Origin of the sequence: Streptomyces sp. NPDC047043, from assembly GCF_040644055.1 — a bacterium.
Taxonomy (GTDB): domain Bacteria; phylum Actinomycetota; class Actinomycetes; order Streptomycetales; family Streptomycetaceae; genus Streptomyces.
Genome location: NZ_JBEYVO010000014.1, coordinates 30,999 through 48,565, shown reverse-complemented (window position 1 = coordinate 48,565; position 17,567 = coordinate 30,999). Strand labels below are relative to the sequence as shown.

Genomic DNA, 17,567 nt, shown 5'->3' with positions numbered 1-17,567 from the left:
CACGGGCTTCACGCGGTCAGGGACGCGTGATGCAGTACAGGGCCACGTAGCCCTTGATTCCCTGGTAGTTGATCGCGATCCAGAAGAATCCGTCGGTGTGGCCGCAGGCGGTGAAGGTGCCGCCCTCCGTGGCCGCGCCGCAGTCCGCCCCCGCGCCCTTGGGGAAGAGCCCGAGGGCGTCCGAGCCGGTCGACTTCGACTTCCGGATCCGGACGCTCTCCTTGGCATGGCAGTTGATGTCCTGGACCGACACCGTGCCGGACGCCGCCGCCTGCGCCGGGGCGGCGAAGGCGAGGCTGGTGACGGCGACCACGGCGGTGGCGGCGCCGGCAAGGAATTTGCGCATCGCGGTATCCCCCTTGATGTGGTTGTGCCCGGCGGGTCGGGCCGGGCGGCGATCAAGGTAACTTTTTTGGCGAGTCCATGCCATATCTTTTACGCGTTCCCGCGCCGCCCGGCGTGACATCTGTCATCCGGTACTCCGGACCGCCGACACTGCCGGGCGCACGGCCCCCGCGGCCACGATGGATCACATGACGACGACAGCCGCGACGGCCACCACACCGGTGGTCGGGTTCGACCAGGTGAGCAAGACCTACGGGAGCGTACGGGCCGTCGACGGGCTGACGCTCGCCCTGCACCCGGGGGAGACGGTGGCCCTGCTGGGGCCCAACGGAGCGGGCAAGTCGACCACCCTCGACCTGCTGCTCGGCCTGAAGCACGCCGACAGCGGCACGGTCCGCGTCTTCGGCACCGGCCCGCGCGAGGCCATCGTTGCCGGGCGGGTCGGCGCCATGCTGCAGAGCGGCGGGCTGATGGACGAGGTGACGGTCGCCGAGTTGGTGAAGCTCGCCTGCGACCTGCACCCGAAGCCGTACAAGGCGAGCGACGTCCTCGCCCGCGCCGGAATCTCGCAGATCGCCGACCGCAAGGTCAACAAGCTCTCCGGCGGCCAGGCCCAGCGCGTCCGCTTCGCCCTCGCCACGGCCGGCGACAGCGACCTGATCGTCCTGGACGAGCCGACGACCGGCATGGACGTCTCCGCCCGCCAGGCCTTCTGGGCGACCATGCGCGAACAGGCCGACCAGGGACGGACCGTGCTGTTCGCGACCCACTACCTGGAGGAGGCGGACGCGATCGCCGACCGGGTGCTGGTCCTGCACCGGGGCCGGCTCCTCGCGGACGGCACGGCGGCCGAGATCAAGGCGAAGGCGGGCGCGCGGCGCGTCTCCTTCGACCTGGAGGGCGCGATCGACGAGGCCCCGCTTCGGGCGCTCCCCTTCCTCACGTCCGTCGACATAAGCGGTCAGACGGTCCGCATCCAGTCCTCCGACGCCGACGCGACCGTCCACGCCCTCTACGGCCTCGGCGTCTACCCCCGCAACCTCGAAGTCGCCGGGCTCGGGCTCGAGCAGGCCTTCGTCGCCATCACCGAGGCCGAGGAGGCCAAGCAGTCATGCTGAATACATTTGCTTCGCGGGGCCTCATCAAGCTGGAACTCGCCCGCGCCCTGCGCAACCGCAAGTTCCTGTTCTTCTCGGTGATCTACCCGTCGGTCATCTTCCTGCTCGCCTCCAGCCAGGGCGGCACGAACGGCAAGGTCGACGGCACCGGACTGACCGTGGCGGCGTACGTCATGGTCTCCATGGCCTCCTTCGGCGCCCTGACCGCCGTACTGATGGGCAACAGCGAGCGCATCGCCAAGGAGCGGGAGAACGGCTGGGTACGGCAGCTGCGGCTGACCACGCTGCCCGGGCGCGGATACGTCCTCGCCAAGACCGCCAGCGCGGCCGTGGTCAGCCTGCCGTCCATCGTGGTCGTCTTCCTGGTCGCCGCCGCCGTGAAGGGCGTACGGCTGGACGCCTGGCAGTGGCTCGCGCTCACCGGTGCGATCTGGGCCGGCAGCCTGGTCTTCGCCGCGCTCGGCGTCGCCATCGGCTACCTCGCCTCCGGGGACGCGGTCCGCCCGCTCACGATGATCGTCTACTTCGGCCTGTCGATCCTCGGCGGCCTGTGGTTCCCGTCCTCCAGCTTCCCGCAGTGGCTCCAGGACATCGCCAAGTGGCTGCCCACGCACGCGTACGCTGCCCTCGGGCGGGCGATCGAACAGAGCCAGGCCCCGCACGCCCAGGACATCGCCATCCTCGCCGTCTTCTTCGTCCTGTTCGCGGGTGGCGCGGCCTGGCTGTACCGGAAGGACACGCTGAAGGCGTGAGCATCATGAGGGAAGACCCCGCGCCCGAAGAGGCCCGCGTGCAGCGTCTGATCCGCATCGGGGAGCCGCCCCGCAACCGCGCCGAGGCCTGGCGCAAGCTGGTGTGGATCCTGCCCTGGCTGGTCTTCCTCAGCGCTCCGCTGAACGACCTGGTCTCGGGCCACCACACGACCGCCGCCACCGCGGCCGGCTGGGCGGGACTCCTCTTCTTCGTCGGGACCTACCTGGCGGTGGTCTTCCGCAACATGGGAAGGCCGTTCGCCGGCCGGATCGTGGTGGGCCTGGTCGCCGTTCTCGCCACGCTCGCCGTCATCCTGCCCCTGACGCTCGGCGCCCCCTGGCTCGGCCTCTTCGTGTACGTCTCCGTCGTCTGCGGCGTGACTCTGCCGCTGCGGATCGCGTACTGGGCGATCCCGCTGAACACGGTCGCGTTGATCCTGGTGGGGATCCGCGCCGGGGAGGAGACCGCCTGGAGCCTGTTCCTCCTGGTGCTGCTGCTCGGCTACTCGATGACGGGCGTGAAGCAACTGGTGCGCACGACCGTCGAGTTGCGCAAGGCCCGGGCGACGGTCGCCCAACTCGCCGCGAACGAGGAGCGCCTGCGCCTGGCCAGGGACCTGCACGACCTCCTCGGCCACTCCCTCTCCCTGATCACGCTGAAGAGCGAGCTGGCCGGCCGAATGCTCCCCGACCACCCCGACAAGGCGGCCCAGCAGGTCGCCGACATCGAACAGGTCAGCCGTCAGGCCCTGGTCGACGTCCGTGAGGCCGTCACCGGCTACCGGCGCCCGCGGCTGTCCGCCGAACTGGCGGGCGCGCAGGTCGCGTTGACGGCGGCCGGCGTCACCGCCGACGTACCCGACGAACCGGACCTCGCCGACGTCCCCGAGGAGAGCGAGTCGGCGCTGGCCTGGGCGCTGCGCGAGGCGGTCACCAACGTCGTGCGGCACAGCGGCGCCGGGCGCTGCACGGTGGAGGTGCTCAAGCGGCAGACCCTCGACGGCCAGGTCCTCGAACTCTCCGTCGAGGACAACGGCTCGGGCGGCTCCGGCAAGGGCCCCGGCAACGGCCTGACCGGCCTCACCGAACGCCTGGAGAAGGCGGGCGGCACCTTTGAGGCGGGCCGTACGAAGCACGGTTTCCGCCTGGTCGCCCGCGTGCCCGCCGGTACCTCCCCGGCCGTAGGATCCGGGGCATGAGCCCTACGATCAAGGTGCTGCTCGCCGAGGACCAGTCGATGGTCCGCGAGGCGCTGGCCGCGCTCCTCGGCCTCGAGGACGACATCGAGGTCGTCGCCCAGGTGGCGCGCGGCGACGAGGTGTTGGCGGCCGTGGGCGAGCACGACGTGGACGTGGCCCTGCTCGACATCGAGATGCCGGGCTGCACCGGTATCGAGGCGGCGGCCCAGGTCCACCGGGCCCATCCGGCGGTGAAGCTGGTCGTCCTCACCACCTTCGGCCGCCCCGGCTACCTTCGCAGCGCCATGGAGGCGGGCGCCGACGCCTTCCTGGTCAAGGACGCCCCCGCGGCCCAACTCGCGGAAGCGGTACGCAAGGTGCTGGCGGGCGAGCGGGTCATCGACCCGACGCTGGCGGCAGCGGCCCTCGCGGAGGGCGCCAACCCCCTGACCGACCGGGAGCGTGAGGTCCTGCGCGCGGCGGCCGACGGTTCGACGAACGCGGAATTGGCAAAGACCCTGCACCTGTCCCAGGGCACGGTCCGCAACTACCTCTCGACGGCGATCCAGAAACTGGCGGTACGAAACAGAGCCGAAGCGGTGCGCATTGCCAGAGAAAAGGGCTGGCTCTGAAATTCGTACGCGTGCCTAGTTGAGCATTGCCCTTGCCGACTGCGCTTGTCGGCGTACCCGCTGTGCCGCGGGTTCGTCCACCGCCGCCACCACGTCGGCGTACGCATCGAGCTCTGCCGCCCCGCTGAGGAATTCCCCCCGCTGCACCAACAGTTGAGCCCTCTCGTAACGCAGCCGCGCCGGATGCGAAGGCAGCAGCAGTGACAACTCCACCGCCCACAGCCCCACATCGGAGCGCTCGGGCCGGGCGGCAGCCCAAGCGCGGATGTTGTTGAGGATGCGCAGGACCACTTCCAGCGGATCCGCTGGCGTCAGCATCGACGGATCCAGCGGCGCCCCGGTCGCCCCGGCCACCAGCAGCTCCGCGTCGCCCCCGTTGAGTACCCGCCCCCCGTCGAACGGATCAACGAGCACCTGCTGCTCCTGCGGCCCGAACCCGACCACGAAATGCCCCGGCAGCGCGACCCCGTACACCGGCGCCCCCGCCCGCCGGGCGACCTCCATCCACACCACCGACAGCAGGATCGGCAGCCCGCGCCGCCGCCGCAGCACCTCGTGCAGCAGCGACGACTCCAGGCGCTGGTAGTCGGCGGGGGAACCGCGGAACCCGTCCCGCACACCGAGCAGGTGGTGCAGCGCCGTCGCCCAGGCCATCGGACCGCCCGGCCGGAACGGCAGCTGCCCCGCCAGCCGGTCCAGCTCCATCTGCGCGGCGTCCATGCCCGCCTCGTCCAGCCCCCCGTCCGCCTCCGCGCCCACCAGCAGGCTCAGCATGGACAGGTCGGGCCGCTCGGACCGCGCCTCCTCGGCGAACCGCCGCCGCAGCTCGGCGGACCGCTCGGGGGACGGGGGATACGGGGGACGCATAGCAGGCTCGTGCCCTCTCACGGCGATCGGTACTACTGGCCGCTGCCGGGAACCGCCGGTTCCCGGTAGTGGTGGTACGCGTGGTGCGCGGCGAAACCCATCCCGGCGTACAGCGCCCGTGCCCCCGCGTTGTCCTCCTCGACCTGGAGCCAGGCCGCCGAGGCCCCCTCGTCCAGGGCCCGCCGGGCCAGCGCGGCCATCACGGTGGTGGCCAGCCCCTGCCGCCGCAGCGCGGGATCCACCTCGACCGCGGCGAAGGAGGCCCACCGCCCGTCCACGACACACCGCCCGATCGCGGCAGGCGCCTGCTCCCCGGGAACCGTCGCGAACCACACCGAGGGCCCGCTCCCCAGCACCTTCAGCGCCACCTCGCTCACCCCCTTGCGCTGGTAGCGCGCCAGCCACGCCTCGTCCGCCTCCCGGGACAGCACGACACCCGCGCCCTCCGCCCGGTCGGCGATGGGCGCCAGCGCCCCGATCCACAGCTCGGCGGTCACCTCACGCACCCATCCGCGCCGCTCCAGCTCCGCGCACAGCAGCTCCTGCGTGCCCTCGGCGCCGGTCGCGGTCTGGACGTACGCGGGCAGCCCACGCTCGCCGTACCAATGCCGTACGGCGTCCAGCGCCTCGTCGAGCGGCAGGCCGGGGTCGCCGAGCGGCAGCACGGAGTTGGCCCGCCGCGTGAAGCCGGAGGCCGCCCGCAGCTCCCACTCGCCCAGCCGCTCGCTCTCCACCGGCCGCCACGCGCGCGCGCAGACGAGCGCGAGTTCCTCGTACGAGGCGGCGGGCCCCCTGCGGCGGGCCGGCGCGGAGGGCACGACCTTCCCCGCGACCAGCGAGGATTCCGGAATCCGGACGCTCTCGCCGCCCTTCCGTGTGATCAGCAGCACACCGTCGTCCCATGATGTGAGAACACCCACCGTGTCGGTGAACTTCTCTTCCGGGACTCCACTTGCGGTCAAGCGCCGTACGGAGACTCGTTTCCCCACGTCAGCAGCGGTGATACGAACCTCGAGACGTCCGCCGGCCGAGATTTCCACAGGTCAGTTCACCCCTCCTGTTCGGATCATGCCCAAGAACGGAGATACTAGGGGCGGGCATCGACGACGCCGCGCTCCCGCGCGCCAGGCGGCGGAGCCTATGGAGGCCCGCCAGCGCCCTATCGAGGAGGAACGACAGCGTGACCTACGTCATCGCGCAGCCTTGTGTCGACGTCAAGGACAAGGCGTGCATCGAGGAGTGCCCGGTCGACTGCATCTACGAGGGCCAGCGGTCCTTGTACATCCACCCGGACGAATGCGTCGACTGTGGTGCCTGTGAGCCGGTCTGCCCGGTCGAGGCGATCTTCTACGAGGACGACACTCCGGAGGAGTGGAAGGACTACTACAAGGCGAACGTCGAGTTCTTCGACGAGCTCGGCTCCCCCGGCGGCGCCAGCAAGCTGGGCCTCATCGAGCGGGACCACCCCTTCATCGCCGCGCTGCCGCCGCAGGCCGAGTAATCACGCAGCGGCCCGCACAGCGTGCCGCCTCGGTCCCGTACGGCCGGATCACCATGATCGCCGTACGGGGCCGAGGCGTTTGCCGTACGACCGAAAGTGAGCGACAGTCCCGTGTCCGCAGTCTCCGACCGCCTGCCCACCTTCCCCTGGGACAAGCTGGAGCCGTACAAGAAAACGGCCGCCGCGCACCCGGACGGCATCGTCGACCTCTCCGTCGGCACCCCGGTCGACCCGGTCCCCGACCTGATCCAGAAGGCCCTGATCGACGCGGCGGACTCCCCGGGCTACCCCACGGTCTGGGGCACCCCGGCCCTGCGCGACGCGATCACCGGCTGGGTGGAGCGCCGGCTCGGCGCCCGCGAGGTCACCCACCGCCACGTCCTGCCGATCGTCGGTTCCAAGGAACTCGTCGCCTGGCTCCCGACCCAGCTGGGCCTCGGCCCGGGCGACAAGGTGGCGTACCCGCGCCTGGCCTACCCGACGTACGAGGTGGGCGCCCGACTGGCCCGCGCGGCCTACGAGGTCTACGACGACCCGACGGACCTCGACCCGACGAACCTGAAGCTCCTCTGGCTCAACTCGCCGTCGAACCCGACCGGCAAGGTCCTGAGCAAGGAGGAGCTCACGCGGATCGTCGCCTGGGCCCGCGAGCACGGCGTCCTCGTCTTCTCCGACGAGTGCTACCTGGAGCTGGGCTGGGAGGCGGACCCGGTCTCGGTCCTGCACCCGGACGTCAACGGCGGATCGTACGACGGCATCGTCTCCGTCCACTCGCTGTCGAAGCGCTCGAACCTGGCGGGCTACCGCGCGGCCTTCCTGGCCGGCGACCCGGCCGTCCTCGGCCCCCTGCTGGAGATCCGCAAGCACGGCGGCATGATGACGTCGGCGCCCACCCAGGCGGCCGTGGTGGCGGCCCTGGGCGACGACGCCCATGTGCGTGAGCAGCGCGAGCGGTACGCGGCCCGCCGTGCGGCGCTGCGCGAGGCGCTGCTCGGGCACGGCTTCCGCATCGAGCACAGCGAGGCCAGCCTCTACCTGTGGGCGACCCGCGACGAGTCCTGCTGGGACACGGTGGCCCACCTCGCCGGGCTCGGCATCCTGGTCGCGCCGGGCGACTTCTACGGCCCGGCGGGCGAGAAGTTCGTGCGCGTGGCGCTGACGGCGACCGACGAGCGGGTGCGGGCGGCCGTGGCACGCCTGTAGCCGCCGTGGACGTGACAGAGGGCCCGGGACACTCGTCCCGGGCCCTCTCGTCGTTCAGGGTGTTCAGCCGGTGATCGGCAGGCCCGCCTTGACCGGCAGGGTCGCGGCCGGCGGCAGGGCGGCGCCCTTGGTCAGCGAGTCCGTCGGCAGGCTGCCCTTGGTCGCCGACTTGGTGGTGGCGCCGACGAGGGTGCCGACGGTGCCCGCCGCTTCCCCGGCGGCCTTCTGCGCCGTCGGACCGGCCTTCTTCGCGACCTTGCCGCCGGTCTTGCCCGCGGTCGGCACTGCCTTCTTGACCGCCTTGCTGCCGGCGTCGCCCGCGAGCCCGGTGACGTTCTGCGCCGCACCGTCGACGGTGTTGCCGACGCTCGCCCCGTCCAGGGCGGTCACGCCGCCGACGTTCGGAGTGGCGGGCAGTTCGGGGGCCGCGCTCGCGGAGCCGGCCGCACCGACCCCGGCAGCCGCTCCCGCTGCGACGAGCAGCGCGGCACGGGCGATCCGACGGGTCAGGGGGAGAGACATGATGCTCCTTCGACTGAATGCTTGGTCGTCCGGGCTCGGACGCAGTTACTACCGCTCGAAGGCTGCGAAGGTTGCGGCGCCCAAACGTAAAGAGTTGGCAATGCGTCGCATAATCGGCTGCGGATAAAAACGGGCAAAGAGTGCCCGTCCCGAAAGTCTGCGGAATCCTTACAGCCCTTTGGTTCCAAGGGTTTTTGCGGATGCTGGGGTGACGGCGCGAAAACCTGCCCCCGTCCTGGACCGTGCGGGACCGGTGTAACCCGCACGGGTTACCGCCCGCACTACTGCCCAGTGACAATTCGGACGGCGTCCGCGTCCTTCTCCGCTCCGGAGGCCCCCTGCGTGCCGGTCGTGCGCCACTGGCTGTCGGTGTTCCCGGCGGTCCACTCCCGGCCGCCGTAGGAGACGCGTTCGATGTGCAGCGCCGAGGAGTTGGCCACGGCCCAGTGCGCGAGCTGCCAGCCGCGCTGCCCGACGCTGCGGCCCTTGGCGACGCCCTTGCCGGCGGTGACGGGGAGCGTGACGGTGCGCGAACCCGGCTGCGTGCTCACGGTCGGGGAAGGCGTCGGCTTCGACCTGGCGCTCACCTCGGCGCCGGCCGGCTGCAGCGCGTCGCGCCCGAAGTCCCGTACGAGCGCGGCCCGTACGGCGTCCGGGCCCGCCGCCTGCGTGGTGGTGGCGTCGATGCGGCCCTGGCAGGTCAGCGTGGCCGGCGAGTCCCCGGTGAGGGCGGCGGCCAGCAGGACGGCGTCCGGCTCGTGCTTGGCGTACGCCTCCGGGAAGCCGCTGCGCTGCACGCGCTGCGCGGCGACCGTGAGGGGCAGCTTCGTATAGCCCTTCACCTTGGCCAGGTGCTCGTAGAAGATGCCCGCCGCGTAGGTCGGGTCGAGGATCTGCTTCTGCGTGCCCCAGCCCTGCGAGGGCCGCTGCTGGAACAGGCCGAGCGAGTCGCGGTCGCCGTGCCTGATGTTGCGCAGGCCCGACTCCTGGATCGAGGTCGCCAGCGCGATGGCCACCGCCCGCTCGGGCATGCCGCGCCCCGTGCCGACGGCGGCGATGGTGGCCGCGTTCACGGCCTGCTCGGGCGTGAACTCGTACGCCTCCTCGCCGGCCTTGCCCGAGACGACCTTGCAGCCCGGTTTGCCGGTGCCTCCGGTGACGTACTGCACCACGAGGTAGCCCGCGAGGGCGAGCAGGACGAAGAAGGCCGCCCCGGCACGGAAGAGGCGGCCGCGACGCTTGAGGGTGGGTGACGGCTCTGGCACGCCGTACAAGGTAGCGGAGGGCGCTGTGGCGCCCGGGGCGGATGTGGACAGTGGGCCGAGGGCTTGGCGGGTTAGGGTCGACGGCATGGCCGACACCCCGCTTGACCTCACTCTGGACGCTGCCCGGCTCACCGCGCAGCTCGTCGACTTCCCTTCGGAGAGCGGCACCGAGAAGCCCCTCGCCGACGCGATCGAGGGCGCGCTGCGCGCCCTGCCGCATCTGACGGTCGAGCGGTACGGCAACAACGTGATCGCCCGCACGGACCTCGGCCGGCCGGAGCGGGTCATCCTGGCCGGGCACATCGACACCGTCCCGATCGCGGGGAACCTCCCGTCGAGGCTGGACGAGGACGGCGTCCTGTGGGGCTGCGGCACCTGTGACATGAAGGCGGGCGTGGCGGTCCAGCTGCGCATCGCGGCCACGGTCCCGGCCCCCAACCGCGACCTGACCTTCGTCTTCTACGACAACGAAGAGGTGGCCGCCGAGCTCAACGGCCTCAAGCACGTGGCCGAGGCGCACCCCGAGTGGCTGGAGGGCGACTTCGCGGTGCTGCTGGAGCCGTCCGACGGCGAGGTGGAGGGCGGCTGCCAGGGCACGCTGCGGGTGCTGCTGAAGACCAAGGGGGAGCGGGCCCACTCGGCGCGCAGCTGGATGGGCGCCAACGCGATCCACGCGGCCGCCCCGATCCTCGCGCGCCTCGCCTCCTACGAACCGCGCTACCCGGTGATCGACGGCCTGGAGTACCGCGAGGGCCTGAACGCGGTGGGCATCTCGGGCGGGGTGGCCGGCAACGTCATCCCCGACGAATGCGTGGTGACCGTCAACTTCCGCTATGCGCCCGACCGTACGGAGGAGGAGGCGATCGCCCATGTCAGGGAGGTCTTCGCGGACTGCGGAGTGGAGGAGTTCGTGGTCGACGACCACAGCGGCGGCGCGCTGCCGGGCCTCTCCCACCCTGCCGCGGCGGCCTTCATCGAGGCGGTGGGCGGCACCCCGCAGCCGAAGTACGGCTGGACGGACGTGAGCCGCTTCTCCTCCCTCGGTACCCCGGCGGTCAACTACGGCCCGGGGAACCCGCACTTGGCGCACAAGCGGGATGAAAGGGTCGAAACGGTCAAGATCCTTGCGGGCGAGGAGCGCCTGCGCAACTGGCTGACACGCTGAGGTCCCTCGTCCGTAACCCGCGTAGATCTACGCTGAGGTGGAAATACCCCGCAAGCGGAGGGAGCGCACATGGCTACCGGGAACCCCGAGGGCAAGAAGCAGCCACCGGAGGAGCAGCGCCTGGGACCGGTCCTCCGGCGGCGGAACCAGGTGACGGCGAGCACGACGGACCAGCGGCTGCTGGACGCCGGCGGCCCGTCGGACTGGGTGCACACGGACCCCTGGCGGGTGCTGCGCATCCAGTCGGAATTCATCGAGGGCTTCGGCACCCTCGCCGAACTCCCGCCCGCGATCAGTGTGTTCGGCTCGGCGCGCACCAAGGCGGACTCGCCGGAGTACGAGGCGGGGGTACGGCTCGGCCGCGGCCTGGTGGAGGCGGGCTGGGCGGTGATCACGGGCGGCGGGCCCGGTGCCATGGAGGCGGCCAACAAGGGCGCCCTGGAGGCGAAGGGCATCTCCGTCGGCCTGGGCATCGAGCTGCCCTTCGAGCAGGGCCTCAACCCGTACGTCGACATCGGCCTGAACTTCCGCTACTTCTTCGTCCGCAAGATGATGTTCGTCAAGTACGCACAGGGTTTCGTGGTCCTGCCCGGCGGCCTCGGCACCCTCGACGAACTCTTCGAGGCGCTCACCCTGGTGCAGACCCAGAAGGTGACCCGCTTCCCGATCGTCCTGTTCGGCAGCGAGTACTGGGGCGGTCTGGTCGACTGGCTCAAGAACACGCTGATCGCCCAGGGCAAGGCGTCGGAGAAGGACCTCCTCCTGTTCCATGTCACGGACGACGTGGACGAGGCGGTCGCACTGGTCTCCAAGGAGGCCGCCCGGTAGCGAGGCGCTACGCGAGCCCCCGGCGGGCGACCGCCGGGGGCCGGTGCCCCGCGATCGACGCGACCATGTCCAGCACCTGCCGGGTCTCCGCGACCTCGTGCACGCGATAGACCTGCGCCCCGAGCCACGCGGACACGGCGGTGGTCGCCAGCGTCCCGACCACCCGCTCCTTCACCGGCTTGTCGAGCGTCTCGCCCACGAAGTCCTTGTTGGACAGGGAGACGAGCACGGGCCACCCCGTCTCGACCATCTCCCCGAGCCGCCGCGTCGCCTCCAGGCTGTGCCGGGTGTTCTTCCCGAAGTCGTGCCCGGGATCGATCAGCACGGACTCCCGGGGCACCCCGAGCTCCACCGCCCGCTCGGCCAGACCGAGCGTCACCCGCAGAATGTCGGCCACGACATCGTCGTACGTCACCCGGTGCGGACGCGTCCGCGGCTCGGCACCCCCCGCGTGCGTGCACACCAGCCCGACGCCGTAGCGCGCAGCGACCTCCGCCAGCCGCGGGTCCACCCCGCCCCACGCGTCGTTCAGCAGATCGGCCCCTGCCTCGCAGGCGGCCTCCCCGACCTCGGACCGCCAGGTGTCGACGCTGATGATCACGTCGGGGAACCGCCGCCGCACCTCCGCGACGAACCCGACCGTCCGTCGCGCCTCCTCCTCGGCCGACACCTCTTCGCCCGGCCCCGCCTTCACCCCGCCGATGTCGATGATGGCAGCGCCCTCCGACACCGCCTGCTCCACGCGCGCGAGGGCGGGCTCGTCGCGGAAGGTCGCCCCTTGGTCGTAGAAGGAGTCGGGAGTCCGGTTAACGATCGCCATGATCACCGGCTCGTGCGCCTCGAACGAGCGCCTGCCCAGCCTGAGCATCCGCTGTGACCTCTCCTAGTACGTCCTGGGTGTCCTGGCCTTTCGGCCGCCTGCGACCCTAACTGTCAGACTCGCATGGCACGATCGGACCCTGACACATTCAGCTTCATCCAGCTTCCGAGCATCGAGCGTGGGGACCACAGCGATGGTTATGTTCTTGTTCCTGGTCGTCGCCCTCGCCGTCGTGGTCGCCGCCGTGACACTGGCCGTGGTGGGTGGCGGAGAGGGCGAGGGCCCGTTGCCCGAGGTGGCCCCCGAGCGGCTGCAGGACCCCCTGCCGCCGGACCGTCCGGTGGACCGCGCGGACGTCGACAGCCTCCGCTTCCCGCTCGCCGCCCGCGGCTACCGCATGGCGGACGTCGACGACGCGCTCAACCGTCTCGCCGCCGAGCTCGCGGAGCGCGACGCCCGTATCGCCGACCTGGAGTCCGCACTGGCGGGCGCCCAGGCCGCCGTCCACGGCCACCACGCTCCCCACATCTCCATGGAGAAGCCGGCCCACGGCCCGGAGGACCAGCAGTGACTGACGGGACCGCTCTCGCCGGCCCGGACGGCGCGCTGCGCTGCCCCTGGGCCCTGTCCACCGAGGACTACGTGGCGTACCACGACGAGGAGTGGGGCCGTCCGGTCCACGGCGACGACGCCCTCTACGAACGCCTGAGCCTCGAGGCCTTCCAGTCCGGCCTCTCCTGGATCACGATCCTGCGCCGCCGCCCCGGCTTCCGTGCCGCCTTCGCCGACTTCAGGATCGAGAAGGTCGCCGCCTTCACCGAGTCCGACCGCGCCCGCCTCCTCACCGACGCGGGCATCATCCGCAACCGAGCCAAGATCGACGCGACCCTCGCCAACGCGCGCGTGCTGGCCGACTGGGCCCCGGGCGAGCTGGACGAGCTGATCTGGTCCCACGCACCGAGCCGGGGCCCGGCCCCGAAGACGCTCGCGGACGTCCCTGCGGTCACCCCCGAGTCGACGGCCCTGTCCAAGGCCCTGAAGAAACGGGGGCTGCGCTTCGTGGGCCCGACAACGGCATACGCACTGATGCAGGCGTGCGGCTTGGTGGACGACCACTTGGAGGCGTGCGTCGCACGCCTCTCGTGACAGTGCCGGTGCAGGTCAGCGACCCAGGTACTTCGGCTTCTCCTTGTTCACGAACGCCTGCACCGCGATCGCGTGGTCCTCGGACGACCCGGCACGCGTCTGCAGCTCGTCCTCCTTGTCCAGCGTCTCGGTCAGCGAGTGCGACAGTCCGTACGCCACCGCCTCCTTGATCGCCCCGTACGCCACCGTCGGCCCCTCGGCCAACGCCCTCGCCACCTTCTCGGCCTCGGCACGCAGCTCGGCGGCCGGCACGAGCCGGTTCGCGATCCCCAGCTCGTACGCCTCCTGCGCCTTGATGCTCCGCGGGAAGAACAGCAGATCGGCGGCGCGCCCCGGCCCGACGACCCGCGGCAGCGTCCACGAGATACCGGAGTCGGCGGTCAGCGCGACACCCGCGAACGACGTGTTGAACGCAGCCGTGTCGGCCACGACCCGGTAGTCCGCCGCGAGCGCGAAGCCGAAGCCGGCCCCGGCGGCCACCCCGTTCACCCCGGCCACCACCGGTTTCGGCATTTCCGCCAGCGCCCGCACGATCGGGTTGTAGTGCTCCTTCACCGTGCTCATCGTCTGCCGCGACCCCGTCTCCCGGTCCTGCACCAGCAGCCCGATGTGCTCCTTGAGGTCCTGCCCCACACAGAACGCCCGGTCACCCGCGGCAGTCAGCAGCACGGCCCGCACGGCGTCGTCACCGGCCGCCGACCGGACCGCGTCTCGCAGGGCGACCTTGGTCGCGACGTTCAGCGCGTTCATCGCCTCCGGGCGGTTCAGCGTGATCGTCGCGAGCCCGTCGCTCACCTCGTAGAGCACGGTGTCGGCCATGGTGTGTCCCCTCGGCTGTCGCGGTTCAGGCGTACCGGCCGGTACGCCCCTGTCCGTAGGACAGCATGGCGGAGAGAGACCGGAGTGGTCGTGTGACCTGCGTCAAAGAATTCCGGACGGTTTCCGGTCGGCGGAAGTCCGTGCGGCCGCGCAGTATCGCAGTCACATCGCCGAATTGAGTGGTTTTGCTCGCGCGCGTTGCCCAAGCGATGCCGACTGATGTTGGTCATCGGGTCCTGAGATGCGGGATAATGGCTTGGAAGCAATGTGTTCGATGCCGGTGTCGCGTGTCCCACGCTAGACGCGTGTGCCCTCCCAGGGCCGTCGGCTTTGACGATGAGCTGGTTTCAGGAAGGGGAACGAGCATGGCGGCCATGAAGCCGCGGACGGGCGATGGCCCGCTCGAGGTGACCAAGGAGGGGCGGGGCATCGTCATGCGCGTTCCGCTCGAAGGCGGCGGTCGGCTCGTCGTCGAGCTGACCCCTGACGAGGCCGACGCGCTCGGCGACGCCCTCAAGAAGGTCGTCGGCTGACGCGGAAGCGACCATACCCTTTCAGCTGCCCCGGCACCCAAGTGGTGCCGGGGTTGCTGTTTTCTTCAGCAGTGCGTACGGGTTTCCTCGGGAGTACGTACGGGCTCACGCATTGCTTCCCGGTCGGGTCAGCGCTTGACCGCGCACAGCAGCCCGTCGCCCACCGGCAGCAGCGACGGCACCAGATCCTGGCTCTCGCGCACCGCGCGCAGCAGCTCCCGCAGCCGCAGGACCTCCGTCGGCTGCGGGCTCGAGTCGACCGTGCGGCCGTTGGCGAAGACGCCCTCGAAGACCACCAGGCCGCCCGGACGGAGCAGGCGCAACGATTCAGCGAGGTAGTCCATGACCTCCTGCCGGTCGCCGTCGCAGAACACGAGGTCGTAGCCGGCGTCCGCGAGCCGGGGCAGGACGTCCAGGGCGCGGCCCGGGATGAAGCGGGCGCGGTTGCTGGCGAAACCGGAGGCACGGAAGGCCTGGCGGGCGAACTGCTGGTGCTCGGGTTCGGGGTCCACCGTGGTCAGCACGCCGTCGGGGCGCATGCCGTGCAGCAGATGGATGCCGGAGACGCCGGTGCCGGTGCCGATCTCCGCCACCGCCTTCGCGTCCACCGAGGCCGCCAGCAACCGCAGCGCCGCGCCCGTGCCGGGCGACACCGAGCGCAGCCCCGCCTCACGGGCCCGGTCGCGGGCCCAGCGCAGGACTTCGTCCTCGGCGACGTAGGCGTCGGCGAACGCCCAGCTCGTCTGCCGGTTGCCGGTAATGGCCCTCTCCTGTCCCCGTGGTTGCCTGGGCGTGACTGTATCCGTTGGGGCCGGGAACCCGCAGATGGGACCGGGCGTTTAGAGGGGTAGGAGACGGCACGGGGGGACACAGTTGGATCACGAAGTGGGGCCGGGGCCCGAGCAACTGCAGACGCAGCGGCCAGAGGGGTATCAGCCCATATCAAATTCTCGTAAAACCGCTTATCCGGAGCTAACGGGCGAGGTGGCTATGGTAGGGGCTCCACTGGACACCACCAGAGCCGACAGGGGAGGTGCGGCTGCGCCTGTGGATCGGGGAGGAGTGCTGCGGCGCTTTCTCGGATCGGCGGGCAGGCCGAAATCCGTGAACGACACCGCAGCTGACCACAGCCACGCCGCCGACCAGGCCCAGACCGCGACTTTCTCCACCGACGCGGACGGGCAGGCGTGGACTCCGCCCACCTGGGAGGAGATCGTCAGCACCCACAGCGGCCGCGTCTACCGGCTGGCGTACCGCCTGACCGGTAACCAGCACGACGCCGAGGACCTCACGCAGGAGGTCTTCGTCCGCGTCTTCCGCTCCCTGTCCACCTACACGCCGGGCACCTTCGAGGGCTGGCTGCACCGCATCACCACCAACCTCTTCCTGGACATGGTCCGCCGCAAGCAGCGCATCCGCTTCGACGCGCTGGGCGAGGACGCGGCGGAGCGGCTGCCCAGCCGCGAGCCGTCCCCACAGCAGGTCTTCAACGACGCGCACTTCGACGCGGACGTCCAGCAGGCCCTCGACACCCTCGCGCCCGAGTTCCGCGCCGCGGTCGTCCTGTGCGACATCGAAGGACTGTCGTACGAGGAGATCGCCGCAACCCTCGGCGTCAAGCTCGGCACGGTCCGCTCGCGCATCCACCGCGGCCGCTCGCAGCTGCGCAAGGCCCTCGCACACCGTGCGCCCCAGACCCGGACGACCGAGCGCCGTTCCCTGGTGCCACGGGTGCCCGCGCTGGGGGGAGGGGGCGCGACCGCGTGAGTGGATCACGACCCAGCCCCGCCGAGAGGCGTCTGGCCGAGCAGCACCTGGGAGACCGACTCTCCGCCCTGGTGGACGGAGAGCTGGGTCATGAGTCGCGTGATCGGGTCCTCGCCCACCTGGCCACCTGCGCCAAGTGCAAGGCGGAGGCCGACGCACAGCGACAGCTGAAGAACGTCTTCGCGGAGGCGGCCCCGCCGCCGCCCTCCGAGAGCTTCCTGGCCCGACTCCAGGGGCTCCCCGGGGGAGGTGACGATCCGGACGGCGGCTCGCCGTTCGGAGGGGGAAGACTCCCCGGCTCGGCCTCCGGGAAGTTCGGCACCACCGGAGCGTTCGGGCTGAAGCGCGGCGACCGCTTCGAGTTCGACTACGTCCCCTCGGCACCCCACGCCCCGGCGCCCGTCCTCCCCGACTCCGACCGTGGCTTCCGCATACACGACGTCAGCCGCCATGAGGCCGAGCGGTCCGCCTCGCGCGGGATGCGGTTCGCGTTCGTCGCCGCCGGAGCGGTGTCGCTCGCCGCGATCGCGCTGGGCGGCGTCACGACCGGCACACCGACCGACACCGCGGATGCGCGCGGCGGTTCGGGGGCCGGCAGCAATGTGACCCCGATGCGTACGCAGGGGACGGGCGCCGCGACGGCCCCCGACACCCAGCGGCGCCGTGGCACCGGCCCGCTGCTCGCGCAGGGCCGGCAGTCGCTCGGCGACACCCCGGTGGCCCCGACCGAGGTGTCCGCGCCGCTGCTGCCGGGCATGCCGAGCCCTGTCACCGCCGGACAGGTGCAGCAGGCCGTGCACGCGCTGACCACCCCCGTGGTGGCCGGTGCCGCCGTGATGTCCCCGCTGATACGTCCGCTCACCGCGACCCCGCCGCTGACCCTGACCTCGTGGTCCTCGACCCCCGAGGTCTCGTCCCCCGGCCTTCTGGCCGCCCCGATCGCCGACACCACTTCCGCTCCCTCCTCCCCCTCTCGCACCACCCCCTGACCGGCCTCTGCGCGACGGCGCGCGACCTGGTTGAATCCAGGGTGAACCGCGCCCACGGCAGGGAGCCGGGCGCGGAGTCGACGAACCGGGGCCACCGCCGACGAGTCGTGCCGTGGT

General features: G+C 71.3%; 21 protein-coding genes. 13 read left to right on the top strand and 8 right to left on the bottom strand.

The annotated features are described in order from the left end of the window. Positions 1-16: 16 nt before the first annotated feature. Positions 17-346: a hypothetical protein gene (locus tag ABZ880_RS22700; protein WP_361265798.1), complete on the bottom strand. Its 330-nt coding sequence runs from the start codon at positions 344-346 to the stop codon at positions 17-19. 187 nt (positions 347-533) lie between these two features. Here ABZ880_RS22700 and ABZ880_RS22695 point away from each other — a divergent pair, with 187 nt between their 5' ends. From ABZ880_RS22695 to ABZ880_RS22680, 4 genes are read left to right on the top strand one after another with little or no spacing between them, the layout of a single operon-like run. Further along, on the top strand, positions 534-1,463 hold the full coding sequence (locus ABZ880_RS22695; RefSeq protein WP_361265795.1) for an ABC transporter ATP-binding protein: 930 nt from the start codon (positions 534-536) through the stop codon (positions 1,461-1,463). Then, positions 1,457-2,215, top strand: a complete 759-nt coding sequence (locus tag ABZ880_RS22690; protein ID WP_361265793.1) for an ABC transporter permease — start codon at positions 1,457-1,459, stop codon at positions 2,213-2,215. Before ABZ880_RS22695 ends, ABZ880_RS22690 begins: the two co-directional genes overlap by 7 nt. A gap of 5 nt (positions 2,216-2,220) precedes the next feature. Further along, positions 2,221-3,414: a histidine kinase gene (locus tag ABZ880_RS22685; protein ID WP_361266233.1), complete on the top strand. Its 1,194-nt coding sequence runs from the start codon at positions 2,221-2,223 to the stop codon at positions 3,412-3,414. Next, entirely contained in the window at positions 3,411-4,025 is a 615-nt protein-coding gene (locus ABZ880_RS22680) for a response regulator transcription factor (protein WP_361265791.1), read from the top strand. The genes ABZ880_RS22685 and ABZ880_RS22680 overlap by 4 nt, the downstream gene beginning before the upstream one ends. A gap of 15 nt (positions 4,026-4,040) precedes the next feature. Here ABZ880_RS22680 and ABZ880_RS22675 read toward each other — a convergent pair whose 3' ends face one another. Both ABZ880_RS22675 and ABZ880_RS22670 read right to left on the bottom strand, forming a co-directional pair. Next, on the bottom strand, positions 4,041-4,892 hold the full coding sequence (locus ABZ880_RS22675) for a transglutaminase-like domain-containing protein (RefSeq protein WP_361265788.1): 852 nt from the start codon (positions 4,890-4,892) through the stop codon (positions 4,041-4,043). Positions 4,893-4,924: 32 nt separating this feature from the next. Beyond that, a complete protein-coding gene (locus ABZ880_RS22670; protein ID WP_361265785.1) occupies positions 4,925-5,932 on the bottom strand; it encodes a GNAT family N-acetyltransferase in 1,008 nt (335 codons plus the stop codon). Between the two features lie 140 nt (positions 5,933-6,072). Here ABZ880_RS22670 and fdxA point away from each other — a divergent pair, with 140 nt between their 5' ends. Together fdxA and ABZ880_RS22660 are read left to right on the top strand one after the other, a co-directional pair. Then, on the top strand, positions 6,073-6,393 hold the full coding sequence (gene fdxA / locus ABZ880_RS22665; protein WP_030929316.1) for a ferredoxin: 321 nt from the start codon (positions 6,073-6,075) through the stop codon (positions 6,391-6,393). Positions 6,394-6,504: 111 nt separating this feature from the next. After that, positions 6,505-7,596, top strand: coding sequence for a bifunctional succinyldiaminopimelate transaminase/glutamate-prephenate aminotransferase (locus ABZ880_RS22660; protein WP_361265782.1), 1,092 nt, complete (start codon positions 6,505-6,507; stop codon positions 7,594-7,596). Between the two features lie 63 nt (positions 7,597-7,659). Here the strand turns inward: ABZ880_RS22660 and ABZ880_RS22655 are convergent, their stop codons facing one another. After that, positions 7,660-8,118, bottom strand: coding sequence for an ATP-binding protein (locus tag ABZ880_RS22655; protein ID WP_361265779.1), 459 nt, complete (start codon positions 8,116-8,118; stop codon positions 7,660-7,662). Positions 8,119-8,399: 281 nt separating this feature from the next. Beyond that, a complete protein-coding gene (locus ABZ880_RS22650) occupies positions 8,400-9,383 on the bottom strand; it encodes a heavy metal transporter (RefSeq protein WP_361265776.1) in 984 nt (327 codons plus the stop codon). 85 nt (positions 9,384-9,468) lie between these two features. Here ABZ880_RS22650 and dapE point away from each other — a divergent pair, with 85 nt between their 5' ends. Both dapE and ABZ880_RS22640 read left to right on the top strand, forming a co-directional pair. Next, positions 9,469-10,548, top strand: a complete 1,080-nt coding sequence (dapE, locus tag ABZ880_RS22645; RefSeq protein ID WP_361265773.1) for a succinyl-diaminopimelate desuccinylase — start codon at positions 9,469-9,471, stop codon at positions 10,546-10,548. Positions 10,549-10,617: 69 nt separating this feature from the next. After that, on the top strand, positions 10,618-11,376 hold the full coding sequence (locus ABZ880_RS22640; protein ID WP_361265770.1) for a TIGR00730 family Rossman fold protein: 759 nt from the start codon (positions 10,618-10,620) through the stop codon (positions 11,374-11,376). A 7-nt stretch (positions 11,377-11,383) separates the two neighbouring features. Here ABZ880_RS22640 and folP read toward each other — a convergent pair whose 3' ends face one another. Next, on the bottom strand, positions 11,384-12,244 hold the full coding sequence (folP, locus tag ABZ880_RS22635; protein WP_361265767.1) for a dihydropteroate synthase: 861 nt from the start codon (positions 12,242-12,244) through the stop codon (positions 11,384-11,386). Between the two features lie 151 nt (positions 12,245-12,395). On the opposite strand from folP, the gene ABZ880_RS22630 reads away from it, so the two are divergent. Both ABZ880_RS22630 and ABZ880_RS22625 read left to right on the top strand, forming a co-directional pair. Beyond that, on the top strand, positions 12,396-12,767 hold the full coding sequence (locus tag ABZ880_RS22630; protein ID WP_361266231.1) for a DivIVA domain-containing protein: 372 nt from the start codon (positions 12,396-12,398) through the stop codon (positions 12,765-12,767). Beyond that, entirely contained in the window at positions 12,764-13,342 is a 579-nt protein-coding gene (locus tag ABZ880_RS22625) for a DNA-3-methyladenine glycosylase I (protein WP_361265764.1), read from the top strand. The genes ABZ880_RS22630 and ABZ880_RS22625 overlap by 4 nt, the downstream gene beginning before the upstream one ends. A 15-nt stretch (positions 13,343-13,357) precedes the next feature. Here ABZ880_RS22625 and ABZ880_RS22620 read toward each other — a convergent pair whose 3' ends face one another. Beyond that, positions 13,358-14,161, bottom strand: coding sequence for an enoyl-CoA hydratase-related protein (locus ABZ880_RS22620; protein WP_361265761.1), 804 nt, complete (start codon positions 14,159-14,161; stop codon positions 13,358-13,360). 365 nt (positions 14,162-14,526) lie between these two features. Here ABZ880_RS22620 and ABZ880_RS22615 point away from each other — a divergent pair, with 365 nt between their 5' ends. After that, positions 14,527-14,694: a DUF3117 domain-containing protein gene (locus tag ABZ880_RS22615; protein ID WP_003966491.1), complete on the top strand. Its 168-nt coding sequence runs from the start codon at positions 14,527-14,529 to the stop codon at positions 14,692-14,694. Positions 14,695-14,822: 128 nt separating this feature from the next. On the opposite strand, the gene ABZ880_RS22610 is transcribed toward ABZ880_RS22615, so the two are convergent. Beyond that, entirely contained in the window at positions 14,823-15,521 is a 699-nt protein-coding gene (locus tag ABZ880_RS22610; protein WP_361266229.1) for an O-methyltransferase, read from the bottom strand. A gap of 235 nt (positions 15,522-15,756) precedes the next feature. Here ABZ880_RS22610 and sigE point away from each other — a divergent pair, with 235 nt between their 5' ends. Both sigE and ABZ880_RS22600 read left to right on the top strand, forming a co-directional pair. Continuing rightward, positions 15,757-16,461 carry an RNA polymerase sigma factor SigE gene (gene sigE / locus ABZ880_RS22605; protein ID WP_361265759.1) on the top strand — a complete coding sequence of 235 codons (705 nt, stop codon included), beginning with the start codon at positions 15,757-15,759 and terminating at the stop codon, positions 16,459-16,461. Next, positions 16,458-17,450 carry an anti-sigma factor gene (locus ABZ880_RS22600; protein WP_361265756.1) on the top strand — a complete coding sequence of 331 codons (993 nt, stop codon included), beginning with the start codon at positions 16,458-16,460 and terminating at the stop codon, positions 17,448-17,450. Before sigE ends, ABZ880_RS22600 begins: the two co-directional genes overlap by 4 nt. Positions 17,451-17,567: the final 117 nt, after the last annotated feature.